The sequence below is a fragment of the Methylophaga thalassica genome, from assembly GCF_030159795.1.
Lineage (GTDB): Bacteria > Pseudomonadota > Gammaproteobacteria > Nitrosococcales > Methylophagaceae > Methylophaga > Methylophaga thalassica.
In genome coordinates, this window is the sequence record NZ_BSND01000003.1 from 156,563 (window position 1) to 172,574 (window position 16,012).

Consider the following 16,012-nt stretch of genomic DNA (forward strand, 5'->3'; position numbering starts at 1 on the left):
GACGGATAGTTATTGCTGATAACAATGAATAAATTACTGCCTATACTCCTGTTCTTGTCCTTTATCTCAGTCGCAAAAGCTGAGTCCTTTACCATTGAAGATATCCGTATAGAGGGATTGCAACGTATTTCTGCTGGTACCGTCTTTAATTATCTCCCTGTAAAAGTCGGGGATACGATGACGGATAACGATGCAAAAGGCATTATTCGTTCATTGTTTAAGTCAAAGTATTTCAACGATGTTGAAGTGGAAATACAAGACAATGTACTGGTTATTAAAGTAAAAGAACGTCCGGCGATATCCAGCATTGAACTTGTCGGTAATAAAGACATGGATTCTGCCGAATTACTGAAATCGCTTCGCGAAATAGGTTTTGGTGAAGGCCAAGTGTTTGAGCAAGCCATGCTTGAACGGGTAGAGCTGGAACTTGAACGTCAATATTTCAGCCGCGGTAAATATGGTGTTGCCATTAGTTCAGAAGTGACACCACTATCGCGAAACCGTGTCGCTATTCGTATCACCATGGCGGAAGGTGTTGTCGCCACAATCAGTGAGATCAATATTGTCGGTAACCATGCTTTTGATGATGAAGAGCTGATGACGGACTTTCAGACAACAACCGGTTCACTGTTATCATTTCTGACAAAAGACAATCAATACTCTCGTCAAAAATTATCTGCTGATTTAGAAACACTACGTTCATTTTATCTGGATCGTGGTTATGTTGACTTTACTGTTGAGTCGACTCAGGTATCAATCAGTGATGATAAAAAACACATGTTTATCACTATTAATATTAGTGAAGGTGAGAAATATAAAATCAATCAGGTACGTCTGGCAGGTAACTTGATTGTTCCGGAAGATGAATTATTCAAGTTAGTGACGATTCGAGAAAATTCTGTATTTTCACGTAAGGCGATCACAAAGAGTACTGAGAACTTAACTAACCGTCTGGGTAACGATGGTTACGCTTTCGCCAATGTAAATGCTGTACCAGAAATCGACCGCGAAAAACGCGAAGTGGATTTAACATTCTTTGTTGACCCTGGTCGTAGAGCATATGTCAGACGTATTAATATTTCTGGTAATAGCAAAACACGTGATGAAGTCTTACGCCGTGAATTCCGTCAGCAGGAATCTGCCTGGATTTCGACTGAAAAAGTCGAGCAATCAAAAGCACGTGTATCACGGCTTGGTTATTTTGAAAATGTGAACGTTGAAACCATCCCGGTTGCTGGCGTTCAGGATCAGGTTGATTTGGACTTTGGCGTCACAGAAACACCGTCTGGTAGTCTTTCAGCCGGTATCGGTTTCTCGCAATCTGATGGCCTTATTTTTAATGCAAATGTGACACAGAAAAACTTCTTAGGAAGTGGTAAACATATTCGTTTTGGTTTTAACAATAGCAGTATCAATACGATTTATAGTTTTGGTTACACCAATCCCTTTGTGACGGTTGATGGTATCAGTCAGGGCTTTAATGCTTTCTATCGTAAAACTGATGCTGATGAAGCTAATATCGCTACCTATACATTAGACGCCTTCGGCGGCGATATTACCTTTGGTATTCCAATTTCAGAAGAAAATCGTATTAACCTTGGTGTCGGTTATGAGCATACTGAAATCGATTTACCATCCGACAATAACATTTCGCGTTATTCTGATTTTATTGACCGAGAGGGTGACTCATTTGATACTGTCACATTAAACCTTGGCTGGTCGAGTGATGACCGTGATAATGCATTGTTACCTACAAGTGGTATCTCACAAACACTGACAGGTGAGTTCGCAGTACCTGGACCGTCACTGCAGTACTACAAACTGAAATATAAGGCTAATGCGTACCATCCAATCAACGAGACATTCACCTTCTCTCTAAGAGGTGAGTTTGGTTATGGTGATTCGTATGGGGATACAGAAGAATATCCTTTCTTCCAGAATTTCTATGCGGGTGGTATCAGAAGTGTTAGAGGCTTCCAGGCTAATACGCTTGGTGTTAAAGAAGATGATGAACCATTAGGTGGTAATTTACTGGTCAGTGGCGGCGCTGAAGTTATTTTCCCAGTACCATTTATGAAAAAAACGTTAAAATCTTTCCGCCTGAGTGCATTTACTGACTTTGGTAATGTTTACGATGTGAATCAAGATTTTGATGCGGGTTTATTGAGATATTCAGCTGGTCTGTCAGCTATATGGATTTCACCATTCGGTGCAATGTCGTTTAGTATAGCTGCACCGTTGAAGAAAGAAGACGGCGATGAGACTGAAGCATTCCAGTTCTCATTAGGTTCGACGTTTTAATTAATTATTTGGAGTTGAGTGTGAAGAATTTGAAGTTTATTTGGCTATTATTTGCATTGTTCATCGCCGCACCTGCTAGTTATGCAGCAGATTTAAAAATCGGTGTTGTAAATGCAGGCGTGGTGCTCGATAAATCACCACAAAAAGCAGCAGCACTCGCACGGTTAGAAAAAGAATTTTCAGCAAGAAGTAAGTCTTTAGAAGCAAAACATAAAGCATTAAGAGCAGCTCAAGAAAAACTGAATAAAGATGGTGCTATTTTAAGTGCTGAACAACGTCGTGATAAAGAACGTGACTTATTGAGTGATCAGCGCGAGTTACAACGTCTTCAGGATGAATATAGTGAAGATTTGTCTATCCGTCGTAACGAAGAGTTGAGAAAGCTTGAAAAAGACATTGCTGAAACAATTGTTGATTTAGCCAAAAAAGAGTCTTATGACTTAGTTTTATACCAAGGCGTTATCTTTGCCAGTGATAAAGTAGATCTGACTGATAAAGTTCTGGAAATGTTAAAAGCTAAGAAATAGAGTGCGCCTGTGAGTTTGACTCTTGCTCAAATAGCGGAATATATCAATGGTAGTGTTATCGGCGATGCTAATTACTCAGTTAGCAGCGTCGGTACATTATCAAATGCTGATTCAAGTCAGCTTAGTTTCTTATCCAATCCCAAATATAAAAAATTCTTAAATCAGTCCCGTGCCGGTGCCATAATCGTTTTAAAAGGTATGGCTCAGTATGTCACCACAAATGCGATTGAAGTTGATGATCCATACGTTGCGTATGCAAAAGCGGCAAGCCAACTTCACCCCACTGAAAAAAAGCTTCCTGGCATCCATCCGTCAGCATCAATTGACCCATCAGCAAAGATAGGTGCTAATGTTTGCATTGGTGCGAATGTCGTTATTGAGCAAGCAGTCATCATAGAAGATGACGTGGTGATTGGGCCGGGATGTGTTATCGAACATGATGTGATTATTCGCAAAGCGGCAAACCTCAGACCTAATGTGACATTATGCTTTGGAGTCATGATTGGTGAAAGGACGATTATTCATCCTGGGGTAGTCATTGGTGCGGATGGTTTTGGTATTGCTAACGATAATGGCCACTGGATAAAAGTGCCTCAGGTTGGATCTGTCAATATTGGTAATGATGTTGAGATTGGTGCCAATACTACAATTGATAGAGGTGCCATTGATGACACGGTTATTGCTGATGGCGTGAAGCTAGATAATCAAATACAGATCGGACACAATGTCACAATTGGTAAACATTCTGTTATAGCCGGTTGTACAGGGATTGCAGGAAGTACTTCTATTGGTGAATATTGTGCCATTGGTGGCGGTACTGGCATGGCAGGACATATTAATATTGCCAGCGGTGTGCAATTAACCGGGATGAGTATGGTCACTAAGTCTATTAATGAGGCAGGTATCTATTCTTCAGGTATTCCTGTTGAACCTGCTAAACAGTGGCATAAAAACGTGATTAGATACCGCCAAATGGATAAATTATTTGATCGTGTTAAACAGCTTGAAGAAAAAACAAAAGATTGATTCGAGTGTTGTTTCGCTTTACCAAAATGGCGACTCAAAGTAAGATTGTCGGTCTTTATTAATATAATAATAGTCAAGGGATATTAGCTTGAACACGATTGACATACATGAAATTCAACGCCTGTTACCTCATCGATACCCTTTTTTACTCATCGATAGAGTCATTGAATTTACACCTGGCGAGCATTTAGTCGGCATCAAAAATGTTACATTCAATGAACCACACTTTACAGGTCATTTTCCTCAGCGTGTTATCATGCCAGGTGTGTTAATCCTTGAATCCCTTGCTCAAGCAACAGGTTTGTTAGCGTTTAAAACAGCTGATGAGATTCGGTCTGATGAAGCGTTATATTATTTAGCAGGTATTGATAATGCCCGTTTCAAAAAGCCAGTTGAGCCAGGCGATCAGCTAAGACTCGAAGTGAAGCTGGTTAAAAATAAACGTAACTTATGGAAATTTACGGGTGAAGCGAGTGTTGATGGCGAAGTCGTTGTCAGCGCAGATATCATGTGTGTTAACCAAGAAATGCCAAAGTGATTCATCAGACAGCTATTATTGATCCAACAGCGGTTATTGCTGATAACGTCAAGATTGGTCCCTTTTCAGTCATTGGCCCAAAGGTCGAGATCGGTGAAGGCACTGAAATTGCATCGCACGTGGTGATTAATGGACCAACAAAAATTGGTAAAAATAACCGCATATTCCAGTTCGCCTCAATAGGTGAGGAACCTCAGGATAAAAAATTTCACGGTGAAGATACACTACTTGAAATTGGTGATAACAACCTTATCCGCGAGTCAGTGACGATTAATCGGGGAACTGTTCAGGGTGGTGGAATAACCCGTCTAGGCAGTAATAACTGGATTATGGCGTATGTGCATATCGCACATGATTGTATTATCGGTAATGATAATATTTTTGCTAACAATGCTTCTTTGGCGGGACATGTCATCATTGACGACTTCGTTATTTTGGGTGGCTTTACGCTAATCAGCCAATTCAATTATATGGGATCACACTCTTTTAGTGCGATGGGCAGTGTTATTTCGAGAAATGTCCCACCATATATTCTTGTTTCTGGGCATATGGCAAAACCTTTTGGTATTAATGTCGAAGGTCTGCGCAGACGTAATTTCAGCGATATTCAAATTAAAAATATTCGCCAAGCCTATAAAGTTTTATACCGCTCAGGGCTAAAACTTGAAGAAGCAGAGCTGCGTATTGATGGCATAGAACAAGAATCAGATGAGATTTCTTTATTAGCGGATTTTCTCAAGAAGCAGGAAGGCGGCATAATCCGATAATATCGGATTATGCGTTTTCCCGTTATATCTAATCATTATTGGGTGTTGCTGTAATTTTGTGAATGCTTAAGTCCGCGCCTTCATACTCTTGTTCTTGAGATAATCTCAGTCCAAGCACGACTTTTAGTAAACCGTAAACTGCAAACCCGCCGACAAAAGCTATCAAAATGCCAAGTCCAGTGCCGATAAGCTGAGATATTAAGCTGACTCCGCCCATGCCGCCAAGCGCAACCTGACCGAATATACCCGCTGCGATACCACCCCAAACGCCACACAAGCCATGAAGTGGCCAGACACCTAATACATCGTCTATTTTCCATTTATTTTGTGTCAGGGTGAATGTAAAAACAAATAATGCCCCTGCAACCAGGCCTGTCATGAGTGCGCCTAATGGATGCATAATGTCAGAACCGGCACAGACAGCGACAAGACCGGCTAATGGCCCATTGTGTACGAAGCCTGGATCATTTTTACCAACCAGGCAGGATGCTAGTATACCGCCCACCATTGCCATTAATGAATTGATAGCCACTAAACCACTTATACCGTCAATGGCTTGTGCTGACATAACATTAAAGCCAAACCAACCAACGGTCAAAATCCATGCACCGAGAGCTAGAAAAGGTATATTGGAAGGAGGGTGAGCAAAAATCTCTCCTTTCTTCCCGTAACGACCGTGCCGGGGACCTAAATGTAAAACAGCTGCTAGCGCAATCCAGCCACCCACAGCATGTACGACAATTGAACCTGCAAAGTCGTGAAAGCTGGCACCAAAGGAAGAATTTAACCAGTCCTGAATACCATAGGCACCGTTCCAGCTGATTCCTTCAAAAAAAGGATAAATAAAGCCGGCGATAAAAAAAGTAGCAATTAATTGAGGATAAAATTTTGATCTTTCTGCGATGCCTCCTGAAACAATGGCAGGTATAGCAGCAGCAAACGTCAGCAAGAAAAAGAATTTTACCAGGCCGTAGCCATAGTTTTCGTTGAGTGTGGGAGCAGCATCAAAAAAATGTAAATTGTAGGCGATGCCATAACCAATAAAGAAATAAGCGATTGTCGATATTGCAAAATCAACAATAATTTTAACAAGCGCATTGACCTGATTCTTTTTGCGAACTGTTCCGACTTCGAGAAACGCAAAGCCGGCGTGCATGGCAAGCACCATTATGGCGCCTAGTAATATAAATAAAACATCATTTGCATTATGCACTATCTTATCCCCTCGTTGGTTTAGATATAAAGCACCAAAATAGCAAGACTCGCACCAAAAATAAAAGTTAAGTTAAATCAATTGTATACAGATAAATGTGTGCAATATTGGACTATGTGGTGATTTATTTTGGTGCGAACCCATTATGTTAAGCACTAAATTGGTGCCATCAAAGAAGTATATGGTTAGTGTTCATTGAATTGTTGATCCACAAGCTGCTGATAAAAACGTATAATCAAGCGCTTTATATTGATGATAAAACTGATGTTGAGGAGACCGCATGGATATCTATGCATCTGATGAAGAAAAAGCAGAAGCAATAAAGCAGTGGTGGCGTGAAAATGGTCGCTCTGTATTTGTAGGCGTGGTGTTGGGGATCGCGTGTATTTTTGGTGTCCGTTATTGGATAAACTATCAACAGGTTCAGGACCAACAAGCCGCTTTAACTTATCAGCAGGCCATCGTTTCGGTAAGTAACCAAGACAGCGAAGCTGCGGAAATAAGTACTGAAAAGTTAATGCAGGATAATAAAAAGAGTGCATATTCAGTATTTGCGGCCTTACAAATGGCTGAGAAAGCCAGTGAAGCGGGAGAGGTTGATAAAGCAAAAGATTACCTTTCATGGGTAATTGCTAATGCAGAGTTATCCGGACACAGAGCATTAGCAAAACTTAGACTGGCAAAGGTCGAATTCGATAACGGCCAGTTAGATGAAGCATTGAAGCAAGTGACATCTAACGATGCTGCAGCGTTTGATTCATTATTCGCTGAGTTGGAAGGCGACATCAAAACAGCACAAGGACAAGCCGGAGAAGCCCATGCCGCTTATCAAAAAGCATTAGTTGGCCTCAATTCAGGTGAGCCAAGACATACCTTAATTGAAATGAAATTAGATGACGTGGCAGCTGCACATGAAAGTTAATTTGCGTTTACTGACGATAGGTTTATTACTAAGTATATTTTTATCAGCATGTAGCACCGTGGGTGATTGGTTTGCTGATGAGTCCTATGAAGAACCACCAGAACCACTAACAGAGTTTACCAGCGAAATTAGCCCCAAGATTTTGTGGGATAAAAGTGTTGGTGACGGCGCCGGTGACAAGAAAGTGGAGCTGTCATCATGGTGGCAGAATAATAAAATCTTTGCCGTTGATCATGAAGGTGAGGTAACGGCATTAAATGCTGAAACGGGTCGTGAAATTTGGGATGCTGACCTTGATTTGAATGTGGTGACCGGAATTGGTGGCGGCATGAATATGGTCTACGTTGGTTCAGACAAGGGTGTGGTAGTTGCTCTGAACGAGGCCGATGGCAAAGAGTTATGGCGTACCCAATTGACCAGTGAAGTCTTAGCGCCAGTGACATCTGCAAATGATGTTGTTGTCAGCCGGACATCCGATGGACGGGTCAGCGGTATTTCAGCTCAAGATGGCAAAGTACTCTGGTCATACCAACGTGCTGTACCGTTGTTAAGTTTGCGTGGTGCTGGCCGACCCGTTATTACTGGTAATGAAGTTATTGCTGGTTATGACAATGGTAAGTTGGTGGCATTATCGTTAAATGACGGTAAAGTTTTGTGGGAAAATAGTATCGCTATCCCACGTGGGCGTACTGAGTTGGAACGTTTGGTTGATATCGATGCTGATCCTGTTGTGATAGACGATACGGTTTATGTAGTGACTTATCAAGGACAGCTTGCTGCCGTTGATATTAATTCTGGCCGTGTCTTATGGTCACGTGATATGTCTTCACAAATAGGGCTAGACGCCGCTTACCATGATGCAGTTTATGTGACCGATGATGAAGGCTATGTCTGGGCTGTGCAGGATGGTAGTGGTGACGCATTATGGCGTCAGACAAGATTATTACGTCGCCAAGCCACAGCGCCCGCGATTGCTGGTAACTATATTGTTGTTGGCGATTTTGAAGGATATATCCACTGGATCGCCCGCGACGATGGACGTTTTGTTTCACGTCAACAAGTGAGTGACGGACCAATCTACTGTAAACCATTAGTTATTAATGGTGTTGTTTATATTACTGCCGCTGATGGCAGTATTACCGCTCTGAGAGTACCCGAAAATTGAAACCTGTAATCGCGCTGGTTGGCCGCCCTAATGTTGGCAAGTCAACAATATTTAATCGGCTAACACGAAGTCGTGATGCACTAGTCGCTGATTATGCCGGTCTGACCCGTGATCGTATTTATGGCAAGGTGAAAGAACCCGGCTTTGATTTTATATTAATCGATACCGGTGGACTCACCGATCAGACTGACAATATGTCAGATTTGATGCGCAAGCAAGCTAAGCTAGCGATTGATGAAGCGGATCTTATTTTGTTTATTGTTGATGGTCGAGCAGGCCTGATGCCAACAGATTCAGATGTGGCCCAACAACTACGCAATGATGGAAAACCTGTTTGTCTTGTTATTAACAAAACAGAGGGTGAACGTCGTGAAATTATATCTGCCGAATTTTATGCATTAGGTTTGGGTGAGCCACAAGTCATTTCTGCGACTCAAGGCAGAGGGATTGATAGTTTATTAGCTGAAATTAAACAACGCATTCCGGCGGTTGAGAAAATTGAAGCAGATGAAGCCGAAGTCTTTGATGAAAATGAAATCCGGCTGGCTGTCTTGGGAAGGCCTAATGTTGGTAAATCAACATTAATTAACCGATTACTTGGTGAAGAGCGTGTAGTGGCCTTTGATGAACCAGGAACTACACGCGATAGTATTCACATTCCTTTTGAGAAAGACGGTGTTAATTACACATTAATTGACACGGCAGGTGTCAGACGTCGGTCGAAAGTCTCTGAAAAACTTGAGAAGTTTAGTGTTTTAAAAACGTTGCAGGCCCTGGAAGATGCGAATGTTGTGATGTTGGTGCTTGATGCTCATGAAGGTATTGTTGAGCAGGACCTGCATCTGGCCGGACTGATAGTTGAAAGTGGACGTGCCGTTGTCATTGCTGTGAATAAATGGGATGGTCTGGAAAAAAGTGAACGAGAGTGGGTTACTACCAATATCGAACGACGTTTACCTTTCCTGAATTTTGCCAAGACACACTTTATTTCGGCACTGCATGGTAGTGGGGTCGGTTTGTTATTTAAATCAGTCAGACAAGCATTCCAATCTGCCATGACTAAAGTACCAACGTCACGATTAACACGTGTGCTGGAAGATGCGATTGCTGATCATCCGCCACCGTTAGTTAGAGGTCGTCGTATTAAGTTTCGTTATGCCCATCTGGGAGGGAAAAATCCACCCAGAATTATTATTCACGGTAATCAGACGGAGTCTACCCCGAACAGTTATAAGCGTTATCTGGAGAATACATTCAGAGAGGCGCTGAAATTACAGGGAACACCGGTGATGATTGAGTTTAAAACCAGTGATAACCCATATCGTGATAAAGCAATAAAAAGTGCTAGTCAGAATACGCCACAAAAAAAACAGCGCCCACCAAGAAAGAGTCGTAAAAGTTAGTGATTAGAGAAGGCCGGGATCATCACTCATCAGGTTTTCAAGGCTATTGAGTTGATCCCTGACTTTTTCACGGTTGGCTAATTTTTCTCTTGCCGCTATCGGTAAATCTGTAAATAAAATAACTTGTTTATCTATTAGGGTGTTGATCAAATCTTCCAATACCCTGATCAATGATAAGTCCGATGCACTTAGCGCAGAAAGGCTATCTTCTTTTTTTTCCGATTGTATTAAATAATCGACTAATTCAGCAGAGTTTATTGACAATTTTTCTGTAGCCTCATCCTGAGGCCTGTCATAGACAGCAGTGATTTTTCCTGACTCGTCTCTTTTCACATAAACCATTATATTAGTACCCCATAAACCCATGCCTGTAGCACATTACGATAAGCAGTGCTTTACAGTAAACTAAAAAACTGTGAAACTCATCAAGTTTTATTAATAACTACAAGTAATAAAGATGCGTACGGAGCCTGTCATCAATACGAGTAAAAATGAGCAATGGGATGCTCAGGATAGCTACCGTACGCATGATGATCCATTATTGTCCTGTTTGACACTGCTGGCTAAAATTTTGAATAAGCCGCATAGTCCAGAATCTCTGGTTGCTGGTCTTCCATTAGTTAATAATAAACTCTCACCATCCCTGTTTAGTCGTGCCGCTAATCGCGCTGGTTTATCTTCACGTATTGTGAAGAGAAAGTTAACGAAAATTCCGAATCTTGTTCTGCCCGCTGTTTTATTACTCAATGATGCCAATGCTTGTATTGTTCTGGAATTGAGTAACAACAAGGCCCGAGTCATTTTCCCGGAAACAGGGGAAGGGGAAGCAGAAATTCCATTAGAGGAGCTAAATGCTCAGTACTCTGGATACAGTATTTTTATCAAACCCGTTCACCAATTTGATAAGCGTACGGAGTTTTCAGCTATACCAAGGGCGAACCATTGGTTCTGGGGGACGATTCTGCGTTTTTGGCCAATTTATGGTCAGGTTTTTATCGCATCTATATTAGTAAACAGTTTTGCACTAGCTTCACCGTTATTTGTGATGAATGTGTATGACCGGGTGGTGCCAAATAATGCCACCGAAACACTCTGGGTACTGGCTATCGGTGTCGCAACAGTATTTGTCTTTGAATTACTTTTACGAACGTTGCGCGCTTATTTTATTGATATTGCCAGTAAAAAAGCGGATGTCATACTGTCTGCCACTATTTTTGAGAAGGTCATGGCAGTGAAAATGTCTGCCCGGTCCAACTCAGTAGGCTCATTTGCTAATAGCATGCAGGAGTTTGAGTCTTTCAGAGAGTTTTTTACCTCGGCTACCTTAACTACGTTAGTGGATTTGCCCTTTTCGTTATTATTTATAACTGTTATCTGGTTAGTGGCTGGTCCTGTTGCTTTCATTCCACTGGCCGTGATTCCACTGACAATACTAGTCAGTCTGATTATTCAGTTTCCTTTATCAAAAACCATTCAACATTTATTCAGGCATTCAGGCCAAAGAAGTTCTACTTTGATTGAGACTTTAACTGGCTTAGAAACGATCAAAAGCATTGGCGCCGAGACGCCAATACAGCGGAAATGGGAACAGACAATCGGTTTTATGACGAAATACAGTCAACGCGCCCGAATTTTATCTGCTACCGCGATTAATTTTTCCTCTTTCCTTCAGCAAATGGCATCCATTACCGTTGTTGTTTTTGGTGTCTATCTGATTACTGAAAATGAAATTACGATGGGCGCCTTAATTGCCAGTACTATTTTAACCGGACGAGCATTAGCGCCCATGGCAGCACTGGCCGGGCTGCTAACACGTTACCACCAGTCCAAAGCGGCATTAAGCTCATTGAACAGCCTTATGGCCTTACCTGTCGAGAGACCCTCAGGACGAGAGTTTCTGCATCGTCCCGAATTTAAAGGCGGGATCGAGTTTAAAAAAGTCAGTTTCCGATATCCAGAGCAGCCTATAGATGCCTTAACTGACGTGTCTTTTAAAATTAATGCTGGTGAAAAAGTGGCTTTTATCGGCCGTATTGGCTCTGGCAAAAGTACCATAGAAAAACTCATGCTTGGCTTGTATGAGCCAGAAGAAGGTTCTATTTTGCTCGATGGGACCGATATTCGACAGGTTGATCCTGTCGATTTAAGAAAGAATGTTGGTTATGCACCTCAAGACGTTGTGCTGTTTTATGGCAGTATTCGTGAAAACATCACCATGGTGGCACCATTCGCTGAAGATCATGAAGTACTCAAAGCGGCCGACATAGCAGGCGTCACTGAATTTGTTAATCGCCATCCTTCAGGTTTTGATATGCCAGTAGGTGAGCGTGGTGAAGGTTTGTCGGGCGGACAACGTCAAAGTGTGGCCGTTGCCAGAGCGTTATTGTTAGACTCTCCTGTCATCATGCTGGATGAACCCACCAATGCCATGGATAACAGTACTGAAGAACGTTTCAAAGCAAAACTGGCTGAAAATATTGAGAATAAAACTTTATTGCTAGTCACGCATAAAGCCTCTTTATTAAGCTTGGTGGATAGAGTGATTGTGATGGACCAGGGTCACATTGTGGCCGATGGGCCAAGAGAACAAATTCTGACAGCACTTAAAAATGGCCATATAAAAGTGAACAAGGGCTAAATATGGCATGGTTTAACAAAACGAATTCAGACGATCTTGAGTTTATGTCAGAAGTCAGTGCCGCTTCGCTGGAAAGCTCGCCCCGACTTGGTCATTCATTGTTACTGCTAATTACCTTATTTTTTATTTGTGCCTTTTGGTGGGCCAGTGTGACCGAGTTGGATGAAGTGACACGCGGGCAGGGTAAGGTGATTCCCTCAAGTAAAGTGCAAGTTATTCAAAATCTGGAGGGGGGGATTCTCTCTGAGGTTTTGGTTAATGAGGGTGACTTAGTTGACAAAGGCGATGTGCTGCTTCGAATTGATGACACACGTTTTTCATCTTCTTTCCGCGAGACACAACTGAAATATTGGGAATTGTTGGCTCGCAAAGCACGTTTAACAGCTGAGGTTGAGGGTAAACCATTGGAATTACCTGAGGAAATCATTAAGCAACAGCCCTCATTGGCAGCCAGTGAACGTTCCTTATATCAATCCAGGCAGCTAGAGTTACAGAGCAGTATCAATGTGCTTGAGCAGCAAGTAAAACAGCGTGAACAAGAGTTACTGGAGAATCAGGCTAAACTGAATAAACTGAGCACAAGTTATGATTTAAGTCGTCAAGAGCTGGAAATGTCTGAACCCTTAGTTTCAGTGGGTGTGATATCTGAAGTTGAATTATTAAGACTTAAACGTGCAACCAATGATTTACGTGGAGAAATGGAAACTACACGATTAGCCATTCCCCGAATTCGCTCGACACTCAATGAAGCGAAACAAAAAATTAAAGATACAACGTTGCGTTTTAAATCTGATGCTGCCTCACAACTGAGCGAGGTACAGTCAGAGTTAGCCATTACTAAAGAAACAACCACTTCTCAAGAAGATAGAGTGAGGCGTACATTAGTACGCTCGCCCGTTAAAGGTAAAATAAAACAGCTAAAAATAAATACGGTAGGTGGCGTTATTCAACCTGGGATGGATTTAGTTGAAATTGTTCCTGTTGAAGATAATCTGTTAATTGAGGCAAATATTCGGCCGTCTGATATTGCGTTTTTGAGTCCTGGACAACAAGCGATGGTGAAATTAACCGCTTACGATTTTTCCATTTATGGTGGACTTCCTGCTACATTAGAACGAATAAGTGCTGATACAATTACAAATGATGAGGGAGAGAGTTTTTATCTTATCTACTTAAGAACAGATAAAAACTATATTGATAGTAGTAAAGGTCCATTAGAGATTATTCCAGGTATGACTGTAACGGTTGATATTTTGACTGGCAAAAAAACGGTGCTGGATTATTTATTCAAACCGATACTCAAAGCTAAAAATGAGGCGATGAGAGAACGTTGATTAATCAAACCATACCAAATATGCCGGATATGGCAAATAAGTCAATGCTTTATTGCATCGGGACGGATGCCCAACAACTTGTGCATATCAAGCACCTTTTGGCAGACCAATATGAGCTGTGTGAGTTTTCCTGTATCGAAGACGCGCAAGCTGAGCTTAATGGAAAAAACCCAAATCTCATTCTGTGTCATCTATCTTGTTTGAATGGTGATGCAAGCTCTTTATTCAGCATCATGGAAAATGCTGTGACCCGTGCTCGTGTACTTATTATCGGACCTAAACTTTCTGTTATTGAGCAGATTTCGATTCTTAAACAGGGCGCACGTGGATATTTTCAAGAAGAACTTGTTGATGATAAGTTACTGATTGCGCTCGATTTGATTCAGCGGGGAGAAGTGTGGGTAGAACGGCATGTTATTGCTGGGTTAATTGATGAATTAAATCACACACCTCAACTTTCAAATGAGCAACAAGCAAAATTGGACAGTTTGTCGCGTAAGGAGTTGGAAGTCGCTGAGTTGGTAAGTCATGGTGCGACAAATAAAATGATTGCCAGGACAATGAATATTACGGAAAGAACTGTAAAAGCACATTTAACAGCGATATTCCAGAAAATGAATATTCCGGATAGACTTTCACTTGCTATATTTTTCAGGGATTTACGTTAGTTATATCAAACAACAGTATGTTATGTTTTAATACACCGTGCCATTTTAAGCACAATGGAATGAGGCTTATATTCAGTCATTGAATGTAAAACATTCAGGCTGGGGGGGAATTGGGATTTGAAGTGATGAAGAAAAGTTTAGTTTTAAGCTTACCTTTATGGGTAATGGTATCTAGTGTTTCTGCTCAAACGTTGGAAAGTGCAGTAATGCATACTATTGAGTCAAATCCCGATATCCTTGCTGCTGCGAGTGAACGACAAGCTGTTTCTAAAGAAATAGATCAGGCAAAGGCCGGATATTATCCAACTCTGGATTTAGCTTTGGGTACGGGCTGGGAAATGACTGATAACCCGAATACACGTTCAGCAGGGCGTGGCGAAGTCAGACTGAACAGGGATGAGGCAAGCTTACAGCTGCGTCAAATGTTGTTTGATGGCATGGAAACTAAAAACGAAGTTCTAAGACAAGAATTTAGAACAAATTCCCGTGCATCAGCGGTGTACAGTGCTGCAGAAAATACCGGGTTGGAAGCTGTTGACGCTTATCTCAATGTGCTGAGACAGCAGAAAATTGTTGAATTAGCCCAAACCAACCTTGAAGCGCACCAACGGACACATGATCAAATTGTTCTTCGCAGTGAGCGTGGTGTTGGTCGTGGTGCAGATATGGACCAAAGTCTGGGTAGGCTTGCCTTAGCTGAAGCCAACCTGATGGAAGAAGAAAGTAAATTGCGTGATGCAGAAACAACTTTTATCCGCGTTGTTGGCGAGCCACCTGAATCATTAGAAGAGCCTGAAATTCCCGAAAACCTGATTCCTGATAGCTTGGATGCTGCAATAGCAAAAGCCGTTGATAATCATCCAACTTTAAGATTAGCCAACTTTGATCTGGAATCAGCCCGTGCACAGCACGCCACCGCAAAAGCACCTTTTTATCCCGATCTACATCTGGAAGTAGGTACGCGTGCTGATCATAATATCGATGGTCAGGTGGGTACGGATAAAGACATCACGGCCATGTTGCGTTTACGCTATAACCTATTGAATGGCGGCCGTGATTCAGCCCGACGTGAAGAGACTGCCTATTTAATTAATCAAGCAGCAGAGATTCGAAATAATACTTATCGTGAAGTGGAAGAAGGAACGAGGCTTTCCTGGAATGCATGGGAAACGGTCAAAAGCCAGATGTCATATCGCGAACAACATGTTGACTCAAGTCAAAAGTCACGTGATGCCTACAGACAACAATTCAGTCTTGGACAGCGCACCTTATTAGACTTATTGGATTCTGAGAATGAAGTTTTCAGAGCACAGACGGCTCTGGTTAACACTGAGTATGACGAACTGTATGCGCAGTATCGTATTTTGAATAGTATGGGACTATTGCTTCAAGGCTTAAATATTAAAGCACCTGAGGCTGCAGAGACTATTGCTATAAAACAGTAAATCACTATTTCAACAGTTTCATAGCCACGGGAAAGCCCGTGGCTTTTTTATATATATGGGAATGA

14 protein-coding genes are annotated in these 16,012 nt (G+C 41.8%); 12 read left to right on the forward strand and 2 right to left on the reverse strand.

Annotated features, from left to right (window positions below; translation table 11 throughout):
* The first annotated feature begins 24 nt into the window (after window positions 1-24).
* From bamA to lpxA, 5 genes are all read left to right on the forward strand, one after another.
* The gene (gene bamA / locus QQL60_RS00805) at window positions 25-2,301 is read left to right on the forward strand and encodes an outer membrane protein assembly factor BamA (protein WP_284722119.1); all 2,277 of its coding nucleotides are present in this window, start codon (window positions 25-27) and stop codon (window positions 2,299-2,301) included.
* Window positions 2,302-2,321: 20 nt separating this feature from the next.
* Complete coding sequence (locus QQL60_RS00810) at window positions 2,322-2,828, forward strand: OmpH/Skp family outer membrane protein (protein ID WP_007145906.1); 507 nt, start codon at window positions 2,322-2,324, stop codon at window positions 2,826-2,828.
* Between the two features lie 9 nt (window positions 2,829-2,837).
* The gene (gene lpxD, locus QQL60_RS00815; protein ID WP_284722120.1) at window positions 2,838-3,854 is read left to right on the forward strand and encodes a UDP-3-O-(3-hydroxymyristoyl)glucosamine N-acyltransferase; all 1,017 of its coding nucleotides are present in this window, start codon (window positions 2,838-2,840) and stop codon (window positions 3,852-3,854) included.
* Between the two features lie 88 nt (window positions 3,855-3,942).
* A complete protein-coding gene (gene fabZ / locus QQL60_RS00820; RefSeq protein WP_007145904.1) occupies window positions 3,943-4,392 on the forward strand; it encodes a 3-hydroxyacyl-ACP dehydratase FabZ in 450 nt (149 codons plus the stop codon).
* Window positions 4,389-5,159, forward strand: coding sequence for an acyl-ACP--UDP-N-acetylglucosamine O-acyltransferase (gene lpxA / locus QQL60_RS00825; protein ID WP_007145903.1), 771 nt, complete (start codon window positions 4,389-4,391; stop codon window positions 5,157-5,159). The genes fabZ and lpxA overlap by 4 nt, the downstream gene beginning before the upstream one ends.
* Window positions 5,160-5,187: 28 nt before the next feature.
* Here lpxA and QQL60_RS00830 read toward each other — a convergent pair whose 3' ends face one another.
* Window positions 5,188-6,372: an ammonium transporter gene (locus QQL60_RS00830; protein WP_007145902.1), complete on the reverse strand. Its 1,185-nt coding sequence runs from the start codon at window positions 6,370-6,372 to the stop codon at window positions 5,188-5,190.
* 280 nt (window positions 6,373-6,652) lie between these two features.
* Here QQL60_RS00830 and QQL60_RS00835 point away from each other — a divergent pair, with 280 nt between their 5' ends.
* From QQL60_RS00835 to der, 3 genes are read left to right on the forward strand one after another with little or no spacing between them, the layout of a single operon-like run.
* The gene (locus QQL60_RS00835) at window positions 6,653-7,294 is read left to right on the forward strand and encodes a YfgM family protein (protein ID WP_007145901.1); all 642 of its coding nucleotides are present in this window, start codon (window positions 6,653-6,655) and stop codon (window positions 7,292-7,294) included.
* Entirely contained in the window at window positions 7,284-8,459 is a 1,176-nt protein-coding gene (gene bamB, locus QQL60_RS00840; protein ID WP_284722121.1) for an outer membrane protein assembly factor BamB, read from the forward strand. The genes QQL60_RS00835 and bamB overlap by 11 nt, the downstream gene beginning before the upstream one ends.
* Window positions 8,456-9,862, forward strand: coding sequence for a ribosome biogenesis GTPase Der (gene der, locus QQL60_RS00845; RefSeq protein WP_284722122.1), 1,407 nt, complete (start codon window positions 8,456-8,458; stop codon window positions 9,860-9,862). The genes bamB and der overlap by 4 nt, the downstream gene beginning before the upstream one ends.
* A 3-nt stretch (window positions 9,863-9,865) precedes the next feature.
* On the opposite strand, the gene QQL60_RS00850 is transcribed toward der, so the two are convergent.
* Window positions 9,866-10,228, reverse strand: coding sequence for a hypothetical protein (locus QQL60_RS00850; RefSeq protein WP_284722123.1), 363 nt, complete (start codon window positions 10,226-10,228; stop codon window positions 9,866-9,868).
* A 91-nt stretch (window positions 10,229-10,319) separates the two neighbouring features.
* On the opposite strand from QQL60_RS00850, the gene QQL60_RS00855 reads away from it, so the two are divergent.
* The 4 genes from QQL60_RS00855 (at window position 10,320) to QQL60_RS00870 (ending at window position 15,947) form a co-directional block, all read left to right on the forward strand.
* A complete protein-coding gene (locus QQL60_RS00855; protein ID WP_284722124.1) occupies window positions 10,320-12,500 on the forward strand; it encodes a type I secretion system permease/ATPase in 2,181 nt (726 codons plus the stop codon).
* A gap of 2 nt (window positions 12,501-12,502) precedes the next feature.
* Entirely contained in the window at window positions 12,503-13,834 is a 1,332-nt protein-coding gene (locus QQL60_RS00860; protein WP_284722125.1) for an HlyD family type I secretion periplasmic adaptor subunit, read from the forward strand.
* On the forward strand, window positions 13,831-14,502 hold the full coding sequence (locus QQL60_RS00865) for a LuxR family transcriptional regulator (protein ID WP_007145895.1): 672 nt from the start codon (window positions 13,831-13,833) through the stop codon (window positions 14,500-14,502). Before QQL60_RS00860 ends, QQL60_RS00865 begins: the two co-directional genes overlap by 4 nt.
* Before the next feature lie 125 nt (window positions 14,503-14,627).
* Window positions 14,628-15,947 carry a TolC family outer membrane protein gene (locus tag QQL60_RS00870; protein WP_284451841.1) on the forward strand — a complete coding sequence of 440 codons (1,320 nt, stop codon included), beginning with the start codon at window positions 14,628-14,630 and terminating at the stop codon, window positions 15,945-15,947.
* Window positions 15,948-16,012 lie beyond the last annotated feature (65 nt).

Bases quoted from the DNA above. Each gene is read 5' to 3' on its own strand.
- bamA (WP_284722119.1), top strand. From the start codon at position 25: ATGAATAAATTACTGCCTATACTCCTGTTCTTGTCCTTTATCTCAGTC.
- QQL60_RS00835 (WP_007145901.1), top strand. From the start codon at position 6,653: ATGGATATCTATGCATCTGATGAAGAAAAAGCAGAAGCAATAAAGCAG.
- bamB (WP_284722121.1), top strand. From the start codon at position 7,284: ATGAAAGTTAATTTGCGTTTACTGACGATAGGTTTATTACTAAGTATA.
- QQL60_RS00850 (WP_284722123.1), bottom strand. From the start codon at position 10,228: ATGGGTTTATGGGGTACTAATATAATGGTTTATGTGAAAAGAGACGAG.
- QQL60_RS00855 (WP_284722124.1), top strand. From the start codon at position 10,320: ATGCGTACGGAGCCTGTCATCAATACGAGTAAAAATGAGCAATGGGAT.
- QQL60_RS00860 (WP_284722125.1), top strand. From the start codon at position 12,503: ATGGCATGGTTTAACAAAACGAATTCAGACGATCTTGAGTTTATGTCA.
- QQL60_RS00870 (WP_284451841.1), top strand. From the start codon at position 14,628: ATGAAGAAAAGTTTAGTTTTAAGCTTACCTTTATGGGTAATGGTATCT.